Raw genomic sequence first — 21,608 nt, 5'->3', positions numbered from 1 at the left:
GATGCCATGCCGGCATTGTAAATCTACACCGATTAACAGTGCCTCGAGAACGCTGACGCCGACCCAACTCAGTTGTCTCAAAACTAGCCTACAAGAACTAAAGAAGTCGATATGCGGTCGCATTGGCTGTCTCCCACATTCCACATGAACGAGATTCCTCATTGACTTCATGGTAGGAGAGTACGTACCCTGAATCGTACGTCTCGAACAACTCCTTCGAGATACGATAGTTACGCTCTTCGGTAAATTGCAATTCGTCCTCGGTCTGTGAACGAATAGTCCCGTCTGAGACGGTGATTCCCGGATAGTTGGTTTGGTAATATGTGGTCTCCCAATCTGAACTTTCGATTGGTGAACGTGGCTCTGGACGGTCGAGGTGCCAGCCACGTTTGTCATGAAGGAGAGTTTCAACGATACGGCCTTCACTTCGCTGGGAACGCACATTTGGCTCGTTGGGGTCTTCAGTCCACACACGGCGAATAACTGTGTGCTGAAACGACTGTGGCTCGTCGTCGATTGGGCTATCCTTAATCTCGAATTGTTTGATAACTGGGTCAAATTTATCTTCTGGACCACGAGCCTGCGTTATCACAATCTCATTTGTTGAACGTGTCACAGAAAATTGCCATGGGTAGGAGTTGTCCCCCATATACGAGGCGATATCGAGCTCAGTACGATTTTCTTTTGGCATGTGTAATCAATTTGCTATTATATCTACAACTAGATAATTCATCTAGCTAAATCGAATAACTCACCAGACCTCTCTGTGTCGATCCAACGGAGACGAATTAGTGTGTTTTGGATCTGCTGAACCTCTCAGTCGCTGATTGTTTTTAGATACTGTGCTGAATACAGGGCCCGTATCGGTTACCAGTGATTCGACGTCTGACGGGAAATCCAATTTATCATCATAGGCCGACGTCTTGCCATCTCAGCAGAACCACCCAAAACTATTCATTACTTGATTAATGGGTACAAGTATGCCACTCTCAGGCTCTAACGATAGAGAGGTTGTATTCCAAATTCTCAATGATCTTGACGCGATTAGCTTTGCTCATCTCATAGCGGATCTTTGTGCAGTACGTGGTTGGAAACCCAATGTTACGATTGCGAATTCTAATCATATAGGCGATGTTCAGGCGACGAAATCTCTACCGTACCCAGAGTCTACATCTATCCTTCACTACGACGACGGCGAATTAACAACTCGGCGAATTGAGGAACTTGTCAGCAAGATACCATCCAATCCCACCTCTCGCTTGTCCATCATCGTACATCGGCCACTGGGCGCGGATGTTGTGGAGCTTGCTCATGAAAAAGGAATTGGGATAATCGGACTCAGTGATATAGCTGAATCAGTAATCATGCTGTCTACGGTCGGGATTCTTGAAACATATGTTGAGAACGATGATGAACTTCAGGAGAAGTATGGCAGCATAATCCAACGAGTCGGTGATAAAAAATCAGGACATAGATCCGACCAATCTACAGTTCTAAATCCAAGTGAATCCGAAACGTCACCGCAACAGGATTCCCAGGAGCACAGATCTCAAATCACGTTCGAAGAGTCGCATAATGCCGATGTTGAAGCCATCGAACGAGAGGTTGATCATATCTACGATTCGCTCCAAAGTGAGCTCCGAGGGTATGTTGAGGAGAATCCAGATGAGGTTACCTCTGATCTTGAATTTGAAGATGGTAGTGTTGTAATCCGGATTCAAAAGGCTAATAGAAGGATCAAAGCACTCCTTCTTGCTTCTGAGATAATACCTCTCAGAGCAATTAACATGGTCACAGAATCTAATAGTGCTGGTGTAGAAAAAGTTAGAGAACTGTGTGAGCTCTACGAACGTAATCAACTGACTGCTCGAGATGGGAAATCTACTGAAGAAACATTGGAAGAAGTAGTTATCGAGAGAATGGACACCTGCCGGGATGCGACCCACGAGATCATTTCGCACACTCTTCAGAATGAAAGTGGATAGGTATCCGGAAAACCAGAGGTACACTTTCTAAGGCTCAATGGTGTCTCAGTGGGTCATGTTTGCAGGAGTAATCAACGTCAATGCCATCCAAAATATCGTGACTAGGTGACGGGAAGGTTGCTGACTACACTCCCTATATTCAGGCACGACACTCCTGTCAAAGTGTGAGGGTTTTCAACAGGATATGTATTCTTTTCAAGGGCCCATGTATAGGATATATTTCCCACAATCGGATTCAAATTTGCCACCAATCAACGAATATCGTCGTACGCGTCAAGTACACGCATCTGACGCTCGACGAGTGGCTCGAGTTTTGGACTTCGGAATTGACACGATAGCTTCTCATGTTGCCATCCGAGTCCTGATTTACCGTTCCACACACCGAAGAGCGTGACTTTTGGAAGGTTGAGGGCACCGAATATGACTGAAAGTAGATAGAGTGTATCTGCAATTTCTTTCCACGTTGCAGACACGGTTCGTGGAAGCACGGGCGTGAACGAAACGTGCTGGGATAATAGCCCTGCATCGACCGACCGCTCCACAAATCCGCGGTCATTACTCAGGAGAAGCGGTTTTTTCCGTGAGTTCTGTTGATACTCGAGATATCCAGACACGATACTCTCGTCGCCTGTCCCGGTCTCGACACGGTCGACGTTTCGCCCTGCCATCAACGCGCGGTATGCATACAGACCCAGGAACCCTTGCCGATTGCTACCTGCTGGTTGATTTGTGAGTCGTTCGAACTCTGGTCCGAATGCCTCGACAAGTGAGTTCGTTTCATAATGCTTGTAGTGCCAGTCGAGTTCCTCTTTCACACCCGTTGCGAGTGCGTAGCCGTTTGTCGGTCGTCTTCCGGCATCGTCGGTAGTCCCATACTTATGATCGAGATCGAGTATCCGTGGGAGTTCCCAGGGGATGATGTTTGTATCGATACCAAGAACGAGTGGGCCATGCCCCGCCTCAAGATCGCGATACCCATGTCGTGAAATATACTCGTGAATCTCGGATACGTTCGCAACAGGAACTAATCCTCCCGCTGTAACAGCACGGACGTATTCATCAGCGTCTGGGAGGTCATTGTGTACGGTTTCACCATATCGTCGACGGATCTCTTCACGACCTTCATTGAGGTCACCCAGATCCATTGTCAACCGGACGGACGTCTCATTCGGATGCTTGAGTCGAATTTCTAGGAGTTCTCCAATCTCGGTTGCAGGATGGGACACGGAGATTCGATTTGTACCCGTTCGATACAGAGCGTTCAGTAGTGGGAGAATATGTTTGCGGCTCAATAGCATTTACAACTCCTCCGTGAAGTCGATGAGTTGAGCGGCGGTAGTCGGGATATCTGGAAGGAGATCACCGAAGTGGCGATCGGAGTCGAGATAGAGATAGTACACGTGGTCTGCAGCAAATTGGATTCCTGCCTGAAATGAGATAGCCGACATAAACTTCCGCCCTGGAGTCACGTCTACAGCAACGACATCAGAGGGGTGTGCGGCCGCAATTGGATCACGGATGTGACTGATGACCCCCGCGAAGTCAGTCTCAGTGTCAAGAGTGGTCACTTTGACTTCCGCTGGCCCAGACCCATAAGCATCAGTCACCGCAGTCATCATCTCTTGGACTAACGGGACTTTCGACTCGATTCCCGGATTACTCAAGAGATGGATGACATCAGGAACGAACTCGTCTTCGCTCGCAGCGAGAAGAGGGTTGATGACCGCCTCGATGTGGGTGCTCATCGTGGTAATCCAGACCTTGGTCATGAATCACAAGATAATTGATAGCTGGATAACTGTACCGGGCAGTGATAAATCCGCGACACACCTGCGGTTTGGATTCTGGTGACAACGGTAATGATATCCAAGGACAACCGCTGGCGAGCCCATCTGTGTACCGGTGGCTATGTACCTGTCTCATACGGTCGCGGATATCTAGTCACTAGAATATGTTACCGTCAAGCACCAGCAGGCAACTCAAATGCACGACCTCAACTGGACTTCGGTGATAAATGGGGGAAATTGAACGGGTTATTATCTTGTGCGGCAACGCGACGGTACAATTCTTCCTCCAAACCATCATTCGTCACCGACAAGCACTAAGCCCGGTCCAGAGGTGGATTGCAGTCTGACCATCGCTCGCCGCCGAACGCCACCGACGCATCGAATGTTTCACCGAGGCATTACTGATTGTGGCTCTCAGGAAGTTTCATACACTCTATTATTAATTGATGAGATATGGTCGTACATTCGACAAGGTTTTGCCGAAATCAGATGGCAGTAGATGTTCATCTCCTGGCAAATTAGCCTCGACGGCACTGATTGTTCGTTAATATGTTTTCGGTTACATATTTATATTTGTACATTGTCTAATTATAGGATGAATAAACATTCAGACGATAATGTTCAATTTGGAACTCGGTCGATAGAAGATGTGTTTGCAGGATCAGAGAGTGAAACGGTAACACTGGGTCGGTTGTCGGAAGCACCCCAGGTAGTAGCCACAATGATTCCCTTCACTCAACGATTGGAGGGGCCGTTCCATGTGTATGTGAATTATGGGGAACAACTCCAATATATGTTTCATAATTGCAATCTATATTTTGAGGGGGGAACTGACCCTTTCGGAGATGAACATGGGTTAGTTACTACTCGAATTTACCCAGCGATGTTTCTCATAACAGACAAACGACTAGTATTAGTCTATAAAAACGGAGCGCAACGACGAGTTATTTCTACACGATACGGGGAAATAAATAGGTTCAAATTCGGTATTTTCAGTGGTGAATCTGTGAAAATATGGACAAACGACTATGTATACAAAATTAGTTTGTCGGAGATTGGTTTCGAAAAAGAAGGGAAAAGTGCACAGATGTATATAAAAGAAAAAGCAGGTAGTGTAAATGAGTCTTCCAAGTTCTGGACTGAGGAGGTGAATTATGATGATGCAAAGAAAATATTGAAAAATAAATTATATGAGCTCACTAATCTTGCTAAGAAAATCGATGTTGAGACTGTTGTTAAATATGCGGCAAATGGTGCAAAACTCGGAGCACTTCGAGGAGGATATGGAGCAGTAGCTGGATTTATTATAGGAGGAGGATATGCATTGTGGAGAGAATTATCAAAAAATTCGGGTACTAATGCACGTATTCGAATAAATGACTTGGATTCGTATAAGATATCCCAATCAGTAATAACCTGGAAACACGCGGGTGAAAGTATTGGTGGGAAAAATGGTGGTTTAGTAGGCGCCACCATTGGCGCTGCATTAGAGATTGATAGACAAACAACTGGGAGAGTCGTATCCACCGCCCTCATGGAAGCAGATGTGGAGTGGATAGCCAAAGAGATAGAAAACAATACTCCTCGAGAAGTGCTATTACAGCTCTATTCACAAGAAATTCTTGAAGTCACAGATCAAGTCTCTAACCTACTTGAAGATGACTTCTTCCAAAATCTTGATGATAGAAATTTCACTATTGAGTAAAGATTTATCATCTATAAATTGAGCTTTCTGTGGCCCGATGTCTTCGAGAAGGTCCCTCTCGTAATCTAGCAGCTCGTACTTAAGGGACAACATAGAAGAACGATTCGTGGTCAACTCAACAGCACTACATCGGGAAACTGGATTCTTAGTTGGGTTCAAGAAGACACATCGGTTGGGTCTCTCAGGACCAGTGCTCACTGATGTTATATTAGAGCAATTAAATATCCAAATTCACCGTATGAGAGAATCTCTCGCGGAGACTCGACCATCTCTGTAGATGCTGTACCCGCACTTGGAATCGTCCTAGCAGTAGCATGATCGTTAGTGATGACTTTGACTTGGTTGCCACATTGGGGGCACCGAGTCCGATATTGTCTACCGTGGCCGATGTTAGCCGGAAGGCGTTGTAATAATCCATAGTAGACATATCTATACACGTCTGGGATAATCCGAATTTGATTACATCGAGTAATCTCTCGAACGTGGTGCGTGGCCTCAAATTTGATGAAAGTCCGCCACAGTTTTACTGGAAAGACTGGGGTTCCGCATCAAGCATTTTCTCTATTCCCCGAATTTGGTCTTCTAATTCGGCATATAACTGTGCACAGCTTTCGTCGGGGGCTCGATGTGAGGCGCGCGTACCCAGCGTGTCCCAATCACCAATTACTACCAAACGTTTCCGACCGCGAGTAAGCGCTACGTTGAGCCGACGTGGGCCCTCGTCGGGCATTGTCAAGAAGCCAGTTGATGCGGCGCTATTGCTTCGAACCAGCGAGACAATGATTGCCTCACGTTCACTCCCTTGGAAGGCATCAACAGTATTAACGGAGACTTGGTGGACTCGATTGATATCGAGCCCACGAAGCTGTTTCCTGATCTCTTTGATTTGTCCCCTATACGCCGCAATGACACCAATATCTGCAGGGGATAGTCCGCTGTTGGTAAGTAACTTCACTTGTTTTGCGGCTGCTTCGGCCTCTTCTGGATTGTAGTAGGAGTGGCTTGCTGCCCGCTTTTGCTCAGTCCCTTTGATATGGATTCCCATCAGTGGTGAAAGGTTATCAACGGTCCAGTCACGGTTCCGGTCAGCAGTGTTCAATTCGCCATCGTAGAAGGCTTCGTTCGGAAAGGCCGCAATGGTCTCGTTCATCCGGTATTGCGTACGAAGCATGACTGCGATATCGTCGCTATACCGGTTCATCAGTGTTTCAAAGAGCGAGAGTCGCTTCTCATCACCGAGTTTGTCGTCGGAGGCGGCGAACGGCGGAAGTTGCTTGTGATCCCCTGCAAGAATTAGCTTTTCGGAGGCACTGAACGCAATGGCAGTCGCGGCGCGACTCGCCTGCGTGGCTTCATCGACGATTCCGATGTCAAAGGTATCGGGAGAAAACCGGGCTGCTCCGCTGGTTGTCGCTGCAACGACATCTGCCCCGTTTGCGGCTACACCTTCATAGTATCGTTTAACGACACGGTTTTCAGAGTTGCTTCCGGAACGCGCTATTGTTAGGTCTATCTCGTCATCTTGTGCCATTGCGTGAAGCGTTTCGTCCTCTGGTTCATCGACAGTGCTGTCACCTACGAGGAGGTTATCGACGGCCTGGTTGGAATGTGCAGTAATCAAGACATTTTGATCACGACCAACAGCATCACGGATATAAGCAGTTAGTGTCCGCGTCTTCCCGGTTCCAGGTGGTCCGTGAATACAGAGGCAATTGTTTGCGGCTTCTGCCCAGACGAGGGCTTTTTCTTGCGAGTCGTTGAGCTCGACAGATGGGTCTGGAACGGCATACTTACTAGAACCAAACGTCACTTCCCGATTTCCGGTTAGAAGCTGTCGCTTTTTCTGGTTGACTTTCACCCTATTTATCGCGTTCAGTCGGCGTTCGTATGGAAGCGGATTAAGTAGGTCGTGAAGCCACACCGTTGCTTCATTGTCTGTGAGTGCATCGTCACGTGGTGAACCTGGTGTAATCGGCCGGTTCAGTGGACGAAGCCACAATTCTGAATCTCCAACATGGACGGCTTCCATCTCAATCGGTTTCTGGCTTTCGTAACCACGCACTCCAGCGATATATTCGTTATCTGGGAAGATACCGGCGTCGTCACGGAGATTTGGGTCCGTATCGTCGTCAGTATCTTCAGTCGTGAGTTGGAATTTGTACGCCCTATCCCCTTCATACGATACTGTGGTAATCGGAACAAGAGGCCCTGCCATCAATCCTCTATGAATGGCGGATTCCAGTCTGAGCTCGTCAAATCTTTCTCTGTTGTTCTCCTTATTGGCCCTTCGTTCCTGTTTGACGACCCCACGCATCTCGGCAAAGAACTCGGACGTCTCACTATCACTCAGTGTGTTGATGGGTGAGACGGCTTTTGGAGGTATTTGATCGTCATCAAGTGTCTTGACACCTTGTTTGATTTCTGGAATCCACCAGCGTAGTCGTTGGCCGAGATTCGTTGTCGACACTTTCTGTGGCGGCAGCCAGTTGAGGCGCCCTTTGTCCCTGTCGTATATTTTGATTTTCTTCGTCGCAGGTTTGTACTGAACATACTCACCAGTGGGTTTCGGAACTTCCGAGTCGAATAGCGGAATCACGTACTCGTCTTTTCCGAAAACACCTATGTCGAGCTTCTCAACCGCGTTTTCGTAGGCTTTGACGACGGAGACTGGCGGATATTGGCCTTGTGTAAGAGAAGCACTTAGGAGGCTTCCATTGTCACGCGACCAATTTTGAAACGGATTATCGTCCATGTCTCTATTCATTAAATTCTGAATCTAAGTTAGTGGGAACAAACATCGGGTGAAAATTGAGGCCAGCAGTGTTATAGGTTCTCTGCACTTTCAGTTTGGCTATTCGGTAACTTTCCAACCCATCTTCTCCGCCGACACATCGTGTTCGCGGAGGAACCGACGTTTCCGGTCCTCCGGCCAAGAATCGCCGTATCTCTTCGCGTACCGCATTCGTTTACTTATCTCGTCTTGTTCTTCAGTATCTGCGTCCGGGTTGGGATTATTGCTGCTCGGCTTTTCCTTGTTGAACTGTTCGTGAATCTCGCCTGGTACAATCACATCATCTTCGGGATTGAACGTCGGTCCTCCTCCTTGACGATCGTGAATCGTCCCTTGGCTGTCGCCATATGTCCCTGGCATTGAATCACCGATATCGTGCGCCTTGTCTTTCCGTCGTCGATTACCCATGCGGAAAACGATGATTGACCCTAACATAGTTTTTTGGGTGAAAAAATTCACTTGAAATCAAACATACAAAGCTCAACCTCGATGGACGGGTCGAAGTTTGCGGTCAGATTGCTTCAGTCGCGTTTGAGATTCACCGGACCCGTAACGTTGACGCGAACCTATATGTTGCACCCACTCTGGTAAGTTTTGGTTCTCCTCCCCAGTGGACATCTGGGATTGCATCTACAACCTCATGCATTGTATCCACTGCTTCAGCACACTCATTGCTCATATCTCGAAGGAGAGTAGTATAATACGTGTCAACAACGTAATGAGAAGGGAATTCTCTAGATTGCACTTCTGGTTGGAGGAGTGCTGGTTCACCATCGTAGTACGATATCACAGTATCATAGTCATCAGGACCAGAGTACTCGACGTCCCACATATCTGGATTTGTTAATGTACTCTCTATCAGTTGTTGTATATCGATACCCATCTGGATTGTTCCCATGTCATTCCACGCGTCGAAGTCAATGACATATCCTTCTGCGCTCACGCCTGCTACCTCTCCGTCAAGAGTCTTCTTAATCGCATTCTCAAACGCTTCGGAGTCAAGAGGAAACCGAATGTGGGGTCGCAATTCACCGTTGTGTTTCGAAAGCTCATCAAAATTCTCACGCAGCTTATTTTGCAAATTTCTGCGGTTGAGGTCTGTCTCTTTGTCTAATTGAATTAAGTCACGAAGCCTCTCTTCTTGAGCATCTTCGTCGTGGATATGTCGCCCATGTTTTTTAATCAATTCCGCTGTCTTTTCTGGGTTAAACTCTATTTTGTCGGTCATACAGTGAAGTTGGGATATACTCGTATATAATCTCACCTTGGAATAATATCTTGATTGAGAAATGGCTAGTTTGATACTATCTATTTACAGTCCTCATCGAAGGCAATCGAGTTTCTATTCGAAGATTTGGAGATTCTCTTCGAACGATTGGTCGATGGCGTCGATCAGTTCGCTATGTTCGACCGCGAGATCCAATAACCCGTCTTGCAGTGCAGCGAGATACGCCTGAAAGAAATCGTCGTATTCCTCAACCGGGATATCGTAGGTCGCAATTAGAGGATTCCCACGTTTCCCGGTGAGCGTCACAGCCTGAGGGCATCCACGTGTCAGTCCATCGACCTTCTTTGCGAGGGCATCTCTGAATGCGTACTCGAATTCGTCAGTACTGCTTGTCCCGTGCCAGAGTTGGAACTCCAGTGTGTCATCCCGAATTGCACGTTCACGGTTCTGTCGTAACCGATGATAGAACGCCAGTCGAATCTGATCGTCGGCTTCCGCAGTGGGGGAAATAGGAGATAAGTCTGCCTTGTTTCGCCACCAACGTTCCTTGGTTATCCCCGCCCAGTCTGGATAGCCCTGTCGGAATATCCACTGGTCACGATTACCATCGAATGTGAGTATGACGTCGTTATCAGAGTTCGTCGAGGTTTCACCAGTCCCTGACTCATCGAAGAGTTGTGCCAGTTGTACTGCCCAATCCTCTGCAAACGCGTCCCATTGCTTATCGAAAGCCGCCTGGGCTTCTTTGATTTCGTCATAGTAATCGAAGTACAAGTTCGCTTTCTCTTGTTGGTTTTCTCGGTATTCAGTCATCGTAAGTTCGGTCTGGATTGTGCTGATGAAGTCGTTGAGTTGCGCTGTCGTTTGTGCTGGATATCTGCCGTGGCTCTTCGAAAGGAACGATTGGAGTTCCGAACTAACCCACTCCCACGAGACTTGGTGGAACTCGTCTGCTTTCGGTGGAGGTGACCCTTCCGGAGCGAGGTAGAGATACCGATGGCCACTGCAGGGTACATTGTCTTTGTGGAGGTCAATACTCGGGAACGAATCAGCGGCGACATAATCTGGCGTTTGGTCTGTGCCCTCCGCGGCTGTGACTTTCAGTTCCCAACAAAGAAACCAATCTTCACTCGACCAGAATACAGCATCAGGCCGTCGACCATTGGAGGTAACAACTTCGAGCTCGACATGCGTGTTGTCCAGGTCAAAACGGGAGAACGCAAAATCCAGGCCCTCTCTTTCGGAAAGTGCCGTCATGAGATGTTCTAAAAGGGCGGATTCGAGTCCATGTGCCTCGTCAGGCGAGAGAAAGTAAAATAGAAGTCGTTGCCAGTCTTGTTCTATTCGGCTCCGACCGAGGATCTGAAGTGTCGTACGAGGGGTCTCTTCGGCCTCTGGGAGACGGTTGAGCCGATTTTTGAATTCGGCGAGGCGTTGCTTTAGGCTCTCTGACACGACACAGTATTTTCTCCGTTCTTAAATCAAACTGCCGGCTCAGCCAACCTCTCCACTCTTCGCCATTCGAAAGTGGCACCCCAATTCTAGCAAAACCTGTCATGTTACTCTTGTATTTCAATCAAATAAGGGGAACGGAGAAGTCATTTATATTAACCGAAGATAAGATATTTTTCAGATGAACTGTCCAGTAGCCGGCTGTGATTATCGCGGCCCAGTAGCTTCGGTTGCAGGGCATATTAGTGGTAAAAGAGACACACAGCATAGCTGGTCTCGGCTCGGTTACGATGGTGCAAATCACTTCAAGCGGGTGCAGAATTCTTCAGAGAGGGACCTTCCTCGAGGTCACGTTCGGTGTCCGGTCAGTAAGTGTAACTATACGGGAGAAATCTCCTCTGTTGCTGCACACGTAAGCGGGAAACGCGACAAACGACACGACTGGAACCGCATAGGATATCGTGGTGCCGTCGATTACAAAAACAAAACGGGCTCTCAAACAGCATCTGACGACACGGTAGTGCTCCAGATGACTGACTCTCACCTGGGGAAAACCAATGCGGGATCAAAACGGTACAAACGCACAGTTGATTGTGTTCCAGGTTTCAAACGAGCTATCGAGTTCGCAGTAGCGAAGGACGTTGATGCTGTCTTTCATTCGGGTGATTTGTTTCATAACGATCGCCATGGTATCTCTGAGTCACTTTCTTCGACGTGTCGCAAACAGCTTTCGTATTTACGATCAGCAAACATCCCATTTTATTACATTCTGGGCAACCATGAGCGTAAAGAGGGGACAGAGATACTGAAAACATACGAACGGGACGGGCTTGCAACCCACCTGTCTACTACCCCTACCAAGGTCGGAAAACATCTAGACCTCTATGGGGTTGATTTCACTAGGCAATCTGAGTGGGAAGCAGCACTATTGAAAGGTAGCCCGTCTAATAATCAATATTCGATTTTAACTTTACATCAGTCTGTTCAGCCGTATTCTCTATCAGACCGCGCAATTGGTACTGTCAATGACGTACTTCGGTGGGCACGCGAGTACTGTGGTGTCAACTTTGATGTGCTCGCACTGGGGCACCTCCACAAACAGATTGAAGAAGATACTGATGGTTGTACGGTGGTATGTGGAGGCTCGACAGCTCCAATCGGCTATAAGAAATCAGCACTTTCGCCGTCTGTGGGTCTATTTTCAGCCAGTTCTTCAGGCTTGAGCTACCAACGGCACCATCTCAAATCGTCGTTAAAATAGCTAACCTGTGCTCGAAGTCAGTTATGTGGTCCCAGGTGTGTTGTCTCTCGAAACGACGTCTGAACACTCGACTTCCCCGCTAACACTCTAGCAACTGTGTCTACTCTGTATAGACGACATCCCTCTCTGTGTCCTTCGTTCTCACGACTCACGTTTGCCCGCTGTTTGCGATGAGTTGATCCTTACCGTCTCATCTCACTTTGCTCGCACCTTTCCGGTGCGCCAGGGGCAAGTTCTCGGCACACCTATTAGACACGATACACTTCTATAGAAAATGTCCTCTCACTTGTTGCCGCTAATCGAACCTGTCGTCTTGATACATTCAAAGGAGTATCTTTTGCCGACGGAATCGACTGAAGGCCATGCAGTTGTCGACACTCAGTTCGCAGTAACTGATTGGGGTTCGGCACCCGTCCCCGCCGACGTTCGAGAACGTCTCGAACCGATGGCCCCGATTCGGCTTTCGACTGGCGAACCCGACATGTTAGTGGCGCTCCCGAAAGAATCGAGCTATCATACGGTTGGAGATGTCAACCTCATGTCTCCCCCACTTGCTGCGATCGAAGCCAAGGGAAAGACAAGCAATTCAGCGGCAGTTTCAGAGGCGATCTCTCAGGCCCACCGCCATTTCGAAGAGGTAAATATATCTATTGCTGCCGTACCCAAATCCGACATCGAACGGTGGCACAAACAGTTAGCGAGTGATCTCAACGTTGGGTTACTCGGTGTCGAATCTGATGGTACTGTAACCGTAGAGGAAACGCCTCGGATCGCTGCAGCAGCGGCAGTTCCGATTGGTGACCGTATTCGGTACAATGCTCAAATTGGGACACCCGAACTGACCAAATTAACGAAGAATAGCCCAAAGAACCCACTCGGGTATGCGGTTTGTGTAGCAGCAGATGGCGAGACAGGTGCTCTCTGTGAAGAGTACGTGATTTCGTCTGTAGCTGACTGTCGACGAGACGCACGTTCTCTGGGGCTTATTGTGGACGGTGTAGACGGCGAAAAACTCACTCCGCTCGGACAAACTGTCGTTCACGCGCTGATCGACGCATATGGAGGTCTCAACGAAGTTCTTGAAGTAGTTCAACGACTCCGACGGAAGGCGAAGCCCCTGATCCAAATGGAACCGATACTGGGACTCATGGCGCGGTGGGTTGTTCTCGAGTACCCGGGTACGAGAGAACTCATCGACGTGATCAATGATTTGATGGAAAATACCGAAACAGAACCATCACTGGAACTCGTTGCAAAGGAACTGGCATCTAGGAGTCCCGACCTCGCTGTTGAACTCTTTGTCAATCAACGAAAGATGAGCACTGAGTTTTCTGACGGTGAAGTATTTGATTCAGATGGGAACATTCGTCCGTCGGTATTTGAGAAAAAGTCGATTTACCATACGAATACAATATTCCAGTACAAGGCCTTCCTCGTGAATGCTGGAATCCTCACGGAGTACGGTGTTGATAGTCAAGAAAAGCTAGACCCACAAACTGAAACTTGGGCACTTAGATCGCCTCAGGCCTCGTGGAGGCAGTTTGACTAAATTGACTCTGTTGAAAATTACAGAGCTTGACAGGAGTAACGTGCTGAATATAGAGAGTGAATTCAGCACGCTAAACTCCTGACCATTAGATTATAGACGCAAGGAGGGGTATCACGACCCATGCCCGAACCAACAACCCGACTTCATGTGTGGATTACTGGTTATGATGATAAGGACGAGGAGAAAATGAAACGACTGATGGAAGAGAACGATTTCCCGATTCAATATTCGCACAAACCTTCCGACGAGGGTATAGAATTCCAATCCCATGGGTTTGAATACAATGATGAAAACTTGGCGCTGGTACAGGACATGTTACAAAAATTCAAAGCAGAATTCTCTTCGAAATCAGTGGAACTTGAAGATGGGACACTCGGCAATCATGTTGCGATAGATTATTTTGAATGCATTCGAATCAAGTAATACAGCTACACCAGTTCTGAGTCCCAAACTGTAGGCGATACGCGCCCTCTATTCAGCAACCACCTCAACAATCAGACCTTCTGGAATTTCGAATTGCTCTTTGTTTTCTCCATCGTTTCGAGTTACACGTAGCGAGTCGCTATCTCTCACGATTTTCACTACATCGGTATATTCCCGCGTCTTTCCACGGTCATTATGGATGAGTGCCTTCATCAACTCTGATTTACCATTGGTTATCTATAGTTATTGACCCACACGGGTTTCAGTCTCGCGCCCTGAGTTCAGCACGCTCACAGATACCCCCTCCCCTCTGAACGTTGTCAGAATCGGAGTGCTGAACTTAGAGGGTATATTCAGCAAGCAGTTGTTGTTGGTTTCACGCGAGCAGAAATGAAACCCATTAGTTAGGAGTTCCTACAGACCATTTTCTACAATTGATCTCTTTCTAGTGGAACTCGATTACATGCGTCAGTCCCTTGGGAGAGTTTCGCTCTCTCGTGATTTCGCTCGCGATACGCGCGGAACTCCGGGCTCTCCTTGGGCAACCCGCTCACTCACTCGCTCCGGCGGTAAAATGTGTACTTCTCGCGGTCGATGACTTCCGATGGGTCAACACCGGTTCCATCGACGGCGTCGACGAATTGCCTTGGGTTGATCCTCACTACCTCTGCCGGATCCGCGCCAGCGTCCTCGAGCATCTCCAGGGCGGCCACGTTGTCCGTCACGGTGGGGCGCTCGCCCTCCAGCCTTTGCACGCCGGCAACGTTGTCTCCGACGTCCATCTCGTCATCTAATGCAGGCTCAACCACTTGTTTTCGTGCTTCTTTAGCCACGTTCTCCAGACGGATGAGCGCATTTCGCATCTTTACAAGCGCCTTGGGGTGGCTTGTGCCTATGCCGTGATCAGCCACGGCCTCGGCGTGGCGGGCTGCGTCTTGGAACGTTCCGGGCTTGGGGGTATCATTGTATCTGGACCGTGGGGGGAGATTCAATGTATAGCTTTCTGCTATCTTGGACACAAAGGAGCCCGTCAACTGAGGTTTCAGATGTGGTCTTGACGACTACGCGCCCTGTATTCAGCACGCCCACAGAGACCTCCCCAGTCACTGTCAGTAGCCGCGTGCAACATTCAGAGGGTGTAGTCAGCAGGATGTCTGAGTATTCACCTATATCCAGAATAGACTCAACTCCATCACTCTGTGTACTCCGTCATCGCCTGATAGTCTGTTGCTCCACCTTTGACATACTCTACCGCGATCAGTTGCGTTTCTGGGAAAATTGCTGTCTCACGATAGAGGTCTGAATATATCCGGGAGTACGAGACTTCATGTCCCGGATACCACTCCTCTAACGTTTTTACAATTTGTTCAACAGACTCGATATTACTATCTAAGGTAGTGAATGCATCAGTCAAAACAGGGTTGCTATCCTGCTCAGTGGAGATATCCGCGATTGAGAACCCGTAGTCTGCGAGAAGATTCCTCACACAATTAAATTGTCTCTCTTCCTGTTCTTCCGGGCTTGTCGGATATATGTCGACCTCCAGAATAGTTGGTTTGATATCCCTATCGTCTTGCATATGTCGTACGGATGCTATTGGTACAAATAAGTTTGTGACCCCTGAGGAACTGAATCAATATCACATGAAAACTATTCCGTGAAGCAAGGAGGCCGTTATTACGTTTGTGCCGCGAATTTGTTTGTCATCGACCACATTCAAACGACCAGACCACTTCAACGAATCCGATCCGGTTGTTCGAACGCATGTTATAGCCTGATACACCAACTACAGGAGTCTGTGTGTCGACGGATTCTTGACCCATCACTGAGGTGTCAGCAGTAGCAATGGATACACCGATGACGGAGCCCGAGGTATTCGAACACGTTGTATCCTACCTCAACTCCCAGTCGTACTCGTTCTTCGTTCACATTCCAGACGCACATGAAGACCGATATGAGGCAGTTCTTAGAGAGTACCAAAGTCACCGAATTACAATCGATGGCAGATATCCAGATATCCTCGGACGGACACCTAGCGGACATGTGTTTGCCGTTGAGGTCAAAGGAGCCGAAGATATTGACACAGGCCTGGGCCAAGCGACGATTTATCGAGACGGTGCTCACTACTCGTATCTCGCTGCACCAGCGACAGAACTCAACCACCTCTCGAAGGATAATGGTGTAATTGGGTTTTTAGGGGTCAACCCAGCGGGGGAAGTTAGCCAGTATGATCCCGATGCCCAAATCAAAGAGTCGCTATATGATGTCGAGACACGTCTCAAATCTTATTTCGAGGGCAACGTCACTAACGGGAATATCTCTGGACTGCAGTTGTCTCAACCGCTGAACTATCTCGCCCCGGTCCTTGTAATGGACGAACTCAAAACGGCAGATAAGGCGGATATCGTCGACGAACTCGCAGACGAGCGTAAGTACGATTTCCACGAAGGCGGGGCATCAGTTTCTGGAGCGATCGAGCTTGGATTACTCAATCGTAACGATCACTCGTTGACGGACCGTGGAAAAATTGCTGTGACCTTCTTAGGAGGCAAAGATATAGTCACACTTCAAAACCTTGACTCGCTCAAAGACCGCATTCCGCAAGGTGGCGCGCTCTGTGAGTCACACCCAACGGTCGCACTCTTCATTCGGGATCTTTTCCGCCGTCATCCTGATTTCGAACTGTTGTACGAAGCAATCGGCTCATTCAATCAAGCACACGTCGTCCTACCGGATGTTCTTGAGCGACTTGTCACCCGATATCCTAACGCCTTTTTAAATCTGCTTTGCCGTCCAGGCAAGCAATCACAAGCCATCCGCTATCTTGAATCAGAAGACAGAGCTCAAATATACCAGGACGAGGACGTCTGGAAATCACTCATCCGACAAAACGTCGTCCATAATTTCACGCACCAACTCAAGCATTTGGGAGTTCTCATGCCGCGGACAACTGCTCATCCAGGCTCGCTGGAAGAATATGACCCGATGGAACATCCTTGGTGGCTTGAGTATGACCATGGATTCTGGTAGAGGTCTACGATAGCTACGAGTGACTTGTTGATTTACTAGCGCCTCGATGGGCGAGGCGCTCTCATCTGGGCGCTTCGAAAAATATCATGTCCGAATCCCTACTAGCAAGACTTGACCCAACCAAGCGTGTTCTGAAACGGGCCCAATACGAGGCATTCGAATTCTCGTTATTCGACGGCGACGTTCTAGTCCGCAATGCGAGCCACGCCGAACCTGAGAATCATGAATACAACGTACAATACAACGTACGAATGATCGACGGCGTACCGACGTCGTGTGGGTGCCCTGCTGACCAGAGATACACTGGCCCGTGCAAACACCGGATTGCTGTCGCAATTCGGCGTTCCATTCTTGATGCCGTTGAGCAAATGCAGATGGTTGCAGACGGCGGTGCGGTAACCGACGAACAACCCGAAACCGGGGTGGAAGACGATGCAACACCTGATGATTGCGACTGTGATGTTCTTGACGACTACTTCCCGTGTTGGGCGTGCGTTGATAGTGGACGACGTGAGCTCCCCGAGTAAGCCCATTGTCGAATCGAGTGAACAGTAACGAAACAACGGCAGTATTTTATTCTCCCTGAAGGGTGCGGGGTGCACTACGAGTGCCTTGCAAATGACCAATGGCGACGAGAGATATCTACGAAACTGGCTTCGACGAAGATGTACCGGTTAACACGAACAAGCCTGTCCAGATTGCGGCGGCTATGTGAGCACGAACATGGTCGAAACCCTTTGTGAGGAGTGTGGACTCGTCATCGACGAGTATCAAATCGACCCGAGCAGTGACACAGAATGTTGTCTCACACAGTCGGAGGACAGTCGAGCGGCGAACGTGTCCGTGGCAACGATTCGAGCTCACCGAGATACATTGAACGAGTTGGGTGATGTAATCGGAGTCGCTACCGAAGGTTCAAGTCTTGAACAACCATCGAGTTGAAACATGAGCGGACATCAATCCGGAACGATTCATTTTGAGTCTGCAGCGGAGGTTCGCGATTTCGTAAGCGAGCACCTCGAAGACTACCGGTCAGTTGCTGAGAAGTACGACACCTATGAGGCTGCAACTGCCATTAGGGCAGACTTCGACCTCTGTCCGTGGAGCATTGCGACGCAGTTCGAATCGCCTGTCCCGTTCGATGAATTAGCAGGCCCCGACCCGACTGACGCGGTGAGCCATTTGGCTACCTTGTGTCTCGAGGAAGAGATTGTTGAACTATTGGACCAGTAGAAATGATTCGGTTGAATAGATTGAACCGACTCTATTGAAATTGAGTACATCTATGACTTTCCCCAACAACTGGGCCAACACAGCGACTTCTAAGACTATTTGATTTAACTGCGTCAACACTTTGTGACCGGTCCAGCGGGATAAGTGAGAGGACCAGACCATTGCCATACCCGTTTTGAATGAGCCAATGCGTCGGTATCGTTCACATTCGATAGGTAGGGTTGATTCTCTTACTCTAGGCAAGTATTATTGTGGTATCTAGCACACATGACACTATGAGTATAGAGGATGTTCTAGGGAACAAACTTCTTCGTTTCGAGGGGGAGGCCGGTCAAAACGAAATAGTCTATACCGACTTGATCCGCACCCGGGTTCGAGATCATATTGAAATCGACAGGGTTCCACTCAACGAATTTTTCCACAAAGAGTTCCACATCCCAGACTATCAACGTGGATATGAATGGGACACGGAGCAATGGGATGAATTCTGGGCCGAGATTATCCCTCTCCTCGAGTCAAACGGACGGAGTGTATCACGACGGGGTTCAGACGTGTTTTTTGGTTCGATGTTCTTCTCCGATCGTAAGGATATCAACCGTGATGGTCATGTCTTCGACGTCATCGATGGTCAACAGCGAGTGACGACCCTCTCCGTTCTCTTCAAAATAATCGCCGACCATCTCGTCGAGAACCTTCCCGATTGCGGGAGTAGGTTCATCAGTCAGTACTCCGGTCACGTAGGCAAAACACAATCGCTCATCTACACCAACGGAGACCCGACATTAGGTCCGTCTCTAGAACTTGATCAACACAACCGCGAGTTCTTCTCTGCCCTGATGAGGGGTGAGGAGGCCCTCATTCGGTATATTATCCAGAACGAAGGGGTGAGCAACAATACCAAGAACAATGCTATTCGTATCAAGACGTTCCTGGATGAATTCGATCTTGAGCACGACGCTTACCTCGATGCAATAGCTGATGACAGTCTGTACGAGGAGACAGATGGGTCTAGGCCGAACCTGATGAAGTCACATGCAGGTATGCCGTCTGGTAAGGACGACGCATCCGATTTCACGGACCTGCAAAAAGAGATTCTGATAAATGGTAAGGTCAAATTCAAAAATTCCAATAATCAAATTAGAAAGGCATACAGATTTTTCTCGAAGCGTATCGACGGGGAACTCGAGAACCGTCCAAACCCTGAGAAGCAGTACCTCTTTCTGGTAAACCTGAAAGAATTCATTCTGCAATGCTTCTATGTTGGCTACTTCGAGGTGGATGATAACCAGCCCCAACTTCTGATGAAGATTTTTGAAGTCCTCAACAATCGTGGAGTCGAACTCAAGCAGACTGACATCATCAGGACACGAATCATCGGTAGACTCCGACGCGATGCATCGGAGCGCGAGTATGACGAGTACACTCGTCGTTGGGAATCTGTGGTGGACGAGTTCGACACCGATCATAGAAGAATACTCGACTTCCTCAAGACATATTTCGTCGTGACGGAGGACGGTATCAATGCCCGGGGAGATATCGGCGACCACCTATTAGAGGCGTTCACCCTCGAAGAGACTGAGGACGACTCTCGAAGACTATCGACACATCTGAGTAACATTGACGATGCGAAGGAACTAATTGAAGACCTGCAGGAGTATGCTGTCTACTATCACCACCTCGTGGATCCCGAGAACTACGGAATCGACCTCGGCGAGGAGGGAGACCAGGACACTGAGTCGGAGTGTAACCGCATCCTGATACGCTTGTCTAAGGCGAACACCAGTGTTTGGCAACCATTGGTTCTCGCAGCGTATCACGATGTATGTGAGCACCACATGGATCGCCAGGGTGACCTACTCGAATTACTCCGGACTGTGGAGTCCATGACTGTCCGGCTTTACGTGAGTCGAGATGTTCATGTTAAGGACAACTCGTACGCGGCAGCAGTGGGTGAGTTCACCGATAACGGCTTCTCAGAGGAGGTAAAGCAACAGTTAGTCAGAGAAGCACGTAGCGAGAACAGTCAGTTGTTCGGTGAACCTCTCGTCAAACTACTATGCGAGAGTGACTGGCGGCCTGACATGGGCAAGCAACTACTCAGGAAGTTAGTCTCTGAAGCTATGGTTGGTGACGATGAGATGGTGTTGAAGACCCTCAATGAAGATGATGAAGTGGTCCATATCGAGCATATCTTTCCTCAGTCTCCGCTCCTTGAGAACCATGGGGACAAGTACGATTGGTACCGGTGGTTCTTTTGTACAGAGAACGCTCCCCAACGAGATGATGGTGACTACACCCTTCAGGGAGTCGTTGAAGGACTCATCGATCAAGAGGCCGATGACCACCTTGGGGAACTCGCAGAGAAGTACATACACAGCCTGGGAAATCTGACTCTCCTACGTTTCACCGAAAACCAATCGATCGGGAACTTGCCCTTCGCAAAGAAAGCGTACGCATACGATAAAACGGACGGTTTCGACGAACTGTCGGTGAACGAGAGTCTCTACAACCAGTATATCGACACGCCGGAATTCTCTGAGCTAGATGAATACATGCGGCTAGCAGAGACTCTTGAGGAGGTCGGTGAGGACACGTACGGAAGCACAGTCACCGAACTTGGATTTGACTCTGTATCTAGCTATGAGGAGTTCGTGGAATCGGTTGAGTCGAGAATGGAGGAATTGGCGAACGTGGCTGATGACTACAACCGGCGATGGACCTACGAGGGCGTGACAGAGCGGAAGATAGAGATTCTGGAGCAAGTTGCTACATCTATACAACTTCTGGATAATGAGTATGGTGGAGAAGATGAAGACGATAATGAGGACGAAGAGATCAATTACAGGGAAATTGTCGAGACAGAGGCGAAGAGACAAGAGACCGTCATTACAGCAAATTTCCAACGGTTTTTAGATTAGACTCTTCGGAGAAAATTCCTCATTCACGGCAAGTATGGTCTCTCGACCGCCCGTTAACGGCAACCAACGTCCAGTCGTGGACTTGTCGAGCGACCAGATGATAAGTCGTCAACGAACATTGATGCTCATGGCTCGGCACACAGAGCAAGCTCTTATTGCCCGTCCAACTTCTGCGACGGGAGTCAGCGAATGACTCACTCGGCGGTTCGAAGTGTAGTTTTTACTCTCGGGTTGGTGTCGACATGG

General features: G+C 48.6%; 20 protein-coding genes. 10 read left to right on the top strand and 10 right to left on the bottom strand.

Going from position 1 to position 21,608, the window contains the following annotated elements; genetic code table 11:
* Nucleotides 1-97: 97 nt before the first annotated feature.
* Nucleotides 98-691, bottom strand: coding sequence for a hypothetical protein (locus GJR98_RS17275; protein WP_151139986.1), 594 nt, complete (start codon nucleotides 689-691; stop codon nucleotides 98-100).
* 289 nt (nucleotides 692-980) lie between these two features.
* On the opposite strand from GJR98_RS17275, the gene GJR98_RS17270 reads away from it, so the two are divergent.
* On the top strand, nucleotides 981-1,985 hold the full coding sequence (locus tag GJR98_RS17270; protein WP_151139985.1) for a hypothetical protein: 1,005 nt from the start codon (nucleotides 981-983) through the stop codon (nucleotides 1,983-1,985).
* Between the two features lie 251 nt (nucleotides 1,986-2,236).
* Here GJR98_RS17270 and GJR98_RS17265 read toward each other — a convergent pair whose 3' ends face one another.
* Complete coding sequence (locus GJR98_RS17265; RefSeq protein WP_228717215.1) at nucleotides 2,237-3,130, bottom strand: hypothetical protein; 894 nt, start codon at nucleotides 3,128-3,130, stop codon at nucleotides 2,237-2,239.
* Nucleotides 3,131-3,283: 153 nt separating this feature from the next.
* Entirely contained in the window at nucleotides 3,284-3,754 is a 471-nt protein-coding gene (locus GJR98_RS17260; RefSeq protein WP_151139983.1) for a hypothetical protein, read from the bottom strand.
* A 613-nt stretch (nucleotides 3,755-4,367) separates the two neighbouring features.
* Here GJR98_RS17260 and GJR98_RS17255 point away from each other — a divergent pair.
* A complete protein-coding gene (locus GJR98_RS17255; RefSeq protein WP_151139982.1) occupies nucleotides 4,368-5,477 on the top strand; it encodes a hypothetical protein in 1,110 nt (369 codons plus the stop codon).
* Nucleotides 5,478-6,000: 523 nt separating this feature from the next.
* On the opposite strand, the gene GJR98_RS17250 is transcribed toward GJR98_RS17255, so the two are convergent.
* The 4 genes from GJR98_RS17250 to GJR98_RS17235 form a co-directional block, all read right to left on the bottom strand.
* On the bottom strand, nucleotides 6,001-8,229 hold the full coding sequence (locus tag GJR98_RS17250; protein WP_191965527.1) for a DEAD/DEAH box helicase: 2,229 nt from the start codon (nucleotides 8,227-8,229) through the stop codon (nucleotides 6,001-6,003).
* A 99-nt stretch (nucleotides 8,230-8,328) separates the two neighbouring features.
* Nucleotides 8,329-8,676 (bottom strand): hypothetical protein, encoded by a 348-nt coding sequence (locus GJR98_RS17245; RefSeq protein ID WP_151139980.1) that lies wholly within the window; start codon nucleotides 8,674-8,676, stop codon nucleotides 8,329-8,331.
* Between the two features lie 130 nt (nucleotides 8,677-8,806).
* The gene (locus GJR98_RS17240) at nucleotides 8,807-9,496 is read right to left on the bottom strand and encodes a hypothetical protein (protein ID WP_151139979.1); all 690 of its coding nucleotides are present in this window, start codon (nucleotides 9,494-9,496) and stop codon (nucleotides 8,807-8,809) included.
* A gap of 114 nt (nucleotides 9,497-9,610) precedes the next feature.
* Entirely contained in the window at nucleotides 9,611-10,951 is a 1,341-nt protein-coding gene (locus tag GJR98_RS17235; protein WP_151139978.1) for a PD-(D/E)XK nuclease family protein, read from the bottom strand.
* Nucleotides 10,952-11,129: 178 nt separating this feature from the next.
* On the opposite strand from GJR98_RS17235, the gene GJR98_RS18100 reads away from it, so the two are divergent.
* The 3 genes from GJR98_RS18100 (at nucleotide 11,130) to GJR98_RS17220 (ending at nucleotide 14,181) form a co-directional block, all read left to right on the top strand.
* Nucleotides 11,130-12,209: a metallophosphoesterase gene (locus tag GJR98_RS18100; protein ID WP_151139977.1), complete on the top strand. Its 1,080-nt coding sequence runs from the start codon at nucleotides 11,130-11,132 to the stop codon at nucleotides 12,207-12,209.
* A 274-nt stretch (nucleotides 12,210-12,483) separates the two neighbouring features.
* Entirely contained in the window at nucleotides 12,484-13,758 is a 1,275-nt protein-coding gene (locus GJR98_RS17225; protein WP_151139976.1) for a hypothetical protein, read from the top strand.
* Nucleotides 13,759-13,878: 120 nt separating this feature from the next.
* A complete protein-coding gene (locus GJR98_RS17220) occupies nucleotides 13,879-14,181 on the top strand; it encodes a hypothetical protein (RefSeq protein ID WP_151139975.1) in 303 nt (100 codons plus the stop codon).
* Between the two features lie 48 nt (nucleotides 14,182-14,229).
* On the opposite strand, the gene GJR98_RS17215 is transcribed toward GJR98_RS17220, so the two are convergent.
* From GJR98_RS17215 to GJR98_RS17205, 3 genes are all read right to left on the bottom strand, one after another.
* Nucleotides 14,230-14,394 (bottom strand): hypothetical protein, encoded by a 165-nt coding sequence (locus GJR98_RS17215; RefSeq protein WP_154269894.1) that lies wholly within the window; start codon nucleotides 14,392-14,394, stop codon nucleotides 14,230-14,232.
* 341 nt (nucleotides 14,395-14,735) lie between these two features.
* Nucleotides 14,736-15,092 (bottom strand): hypothetical protein, encoded by a 357-nt coding sequence (locus tag GJR98_RS17210; protein WP_151139974.1) that lies wholly within the window; start codon nucleotides 15,090-15,092, stop codon nucleotides 14,736-14,738.
* 281 nt (nucleotides 15,093-15,373) lie between these two features.
* Nucleotides 15,374-15,760 (bottom strand): hypothetical protein, encoded by a 387-nt coding sequence (locus tag GJR98_RS17205; protein WP_151139973.1) that lies wholly within the window; start codon nucleotides 15,758-15,760, stop codon nucleotides 15,374-15,376.
* A 464-nt stretch (nucleotides 15,761-16,224) separates the two neighbouring features.
* On the opposite strand from GJR98_RS17205, the gene GJR98_RS17200 reads away from it, so the two are divergent.
* The 5 genes from GJR98_RS17200 to GJR98_RS17180 all read left to right on the top strand — a co-directional run bounded on the left by GJR98_RS17200 (nucleotide 16,225) and on the right by GJR98_RS17180 (nucleotide 21,362).
* On the top strand, nucleotides 16,225-17,211 hold the full coding sequence (locus GJR98_RS17200; protein WP_151139972.1) for a hypothetical protein: 987 nt from the start codon (nucleotides 16,225-16,227) through the stop codon (nucleotides 17,209-17,211).
* A gap of 86 nt (nucleotides 17,212-17,297) precedes the next feature.
* The gene (locus GJR98_RS17195) at nucleotides 17,298-17,738 is read left to right on the top strand and encodes an SWIM zinc finger family protein (RefSeq protein WP_151139971.1); all 441 of its coding nucleotides are present in this window, start codon (nucleotides 17,298-17,300) and stop codon (nucleotides 17,736-17,738) included.
* 196 nt (nucleotides 17,739-17,934) lie between these two features.
* The gene (locus GJR98_RS18095; protein WP_394349878.1) at nucleotides 17,935-18,153 is read left to right on the top strand and encodes a hypothetical protein; all 219 of its coding nucleotides are present in this window, start codon (nucleotides 17,935-17,937) and stop codon (nucleotides 18,151-18,153) included.
* Between the two features lie 3 nt (nucleotides 18,154-18,156).
* A complete protein-coding gene (locus GJR98_RS17185; RefSeq protein ID WP_151139970.1) occupies nucleotides 18,157-18,444 on the top strand; it encodes a hypothetical protein in 288 nt (95 codons plus the stop codon).
* Between the two features lie 275 nt (nucleotides 18,445-18,719).
* Nucleotides 18,720-21,362: a GmrSD restriction endonuclease domain-containing protein gene (locus GJR98_RS17180; RefSeq protein ID WP_151139969.1), complete on the top strand. Its 2,643-nt coding sequence runs from the start codon at nucleotides 18,720-18,722 to the stop codon at nucleotides 21,360-21,362.
* Nucleotides 21,363-21,608: the final 246 nt, after the last annotated feature.

The sequence above is a fragment of the Haloferax marinisediminis genome (assembly GCF_009674585.1).
Lineage (GTDB): Archaea > Halobacteriota > Halobacteria > Halobacteriales > Haloferacaceae > Haloferax > Haloferax marinisediminis.
Note: the sequence above shows the minus strand (reverse complement) of the source record. Positions and strands in the feature narration are given on the sequence as shown.

What these genes read in the sequence shown, in the direction of transcription:
- GJR98_RS17220 (WP_151139975.1), top strand. Translation starts at nt 13,879, where the DNA reads ATGCCCGAACCAACAACCCGACTTCATGTGTGGATTACTGGTTATGAT.
- GJR98_RS17265 (WP_228717215.1), bottom strand. Translation starts at nt 3,130, where the DNA reads ATGGATCTGGGTGACCTCAATGAAGGTCGTGAAGAGATCCGTCGACGA.
- GJR98_RS17260 (WP_151139983.1), bottom strand. Translation starts at nt 3,754, where the DNA reads ATGACCAAGGTCTGGATTACCACGATGAGCACCCACATCGAGGCGGTC.
- GJR98_RS17185 (WP_151139970.1), top strand. Translation starts at nt 18,157, where the DNA reads ATGAGCGGACATCAATCCGGAACGATTCATTTTGAGTCTGCAGCGGAG.
- GJR98_RS17275 (WP_151139986.1), bottom strand. Translation starts at nt 691, where the DNA reads ATGCCAAAAGAAAATCGTACTGAGCTCGATATCGCCTCGTATATGGGG.
- GJR98_RS17270 (WP_151139985.1), top strand. Translation starts at nt 981, where the DNA reads ATGCCACTCTCAGGCTCTAACGATAGAGAGGTTGTATTCCAAATTCTC.
- GJR98_RS18095 (WP_394349878.1), top strand. Translation starts at nt 17,935, where the DNA reads ATGGTCGAAACCCTTTGTGAGGAGTGTGGACTCGTCATCGACGAGTAT.
- GJR98_RS17255 (WP_151139982.1), top strand. Translation starts at nt 4,368, where the DNA reads ATGAATAAACATTCAGACGATAATGTTCAATTTGGAACTCGGTCGATA.
- GJR98_RS17205 (WP_151139973.1), bottom strand. Translation starts at nt 15,760, where the DNA reads ATGCAAGACGATAGGGATATCAAACCAACTATTCTGGAGGTCGACATA.
- GJR98_RS17195 (WP_151139971.1), top strand. Translation starts at nt 17,298, where the DNA reads ATGTCCGAATCCCTACTAGCAAGACTTGACCCAACCAAGCGTGTTCTG.
- GJR98_RS17250 (WP_191965527.1), bottom strand. Translation starts at nt 8,229, where the DNA reads ATGGACGATAATCCGTTTCAAAATTGGTCGCGTGACAATGGAAGCCTC.
- GJR98_RS17225 (WP_151139976.1), top strand. Translation starts at nt 12,484, where the DNA reads ATGTCCTCTCACTTGTTGCCGCTAATCGAACCTGTCGTCTTGATACAT.
- GJR98_RS17245 (WP_151139980.1), bottom strand. Translation starts at nt 8,676, where the DNA reads ATGGGTAATCGACGACGGAAAGACAAGGCGCACGATATCGGTGATTCA.
- GJR98_RS17240 (WP_151139979.1), bottom strand. Translation starts at nt 9,496, where the DNA reads ATGACCGACAAAATAGAGTTTAACCCAGAAAAGACAGCGGAATTGATT.
- GJR98_RS18100 (WP_151139977.1), top strand. Translation starts at nt 11,130, where the DNA reads ATGAACTGTCCAGTAGCCGGCTGTGATTATCGCGGCCCAGTAGCTTCG.
- GJR98_RS17215 (WP_154269894.1), bottom strand. Translation starts at nt 14,394, where the DNA reads ATGAAGGCACTCATCCATAATGACCGTGGAAAGACGCGGGAATATACC.
- GJR98_RS17180 (WP_151139969.1), top strand. Translation starts at nt 18,720, where the DNA reads ATGAGTATAGAGGATGTTCTAGGGAACAAACTTCTTCGTTTCGAGGGG.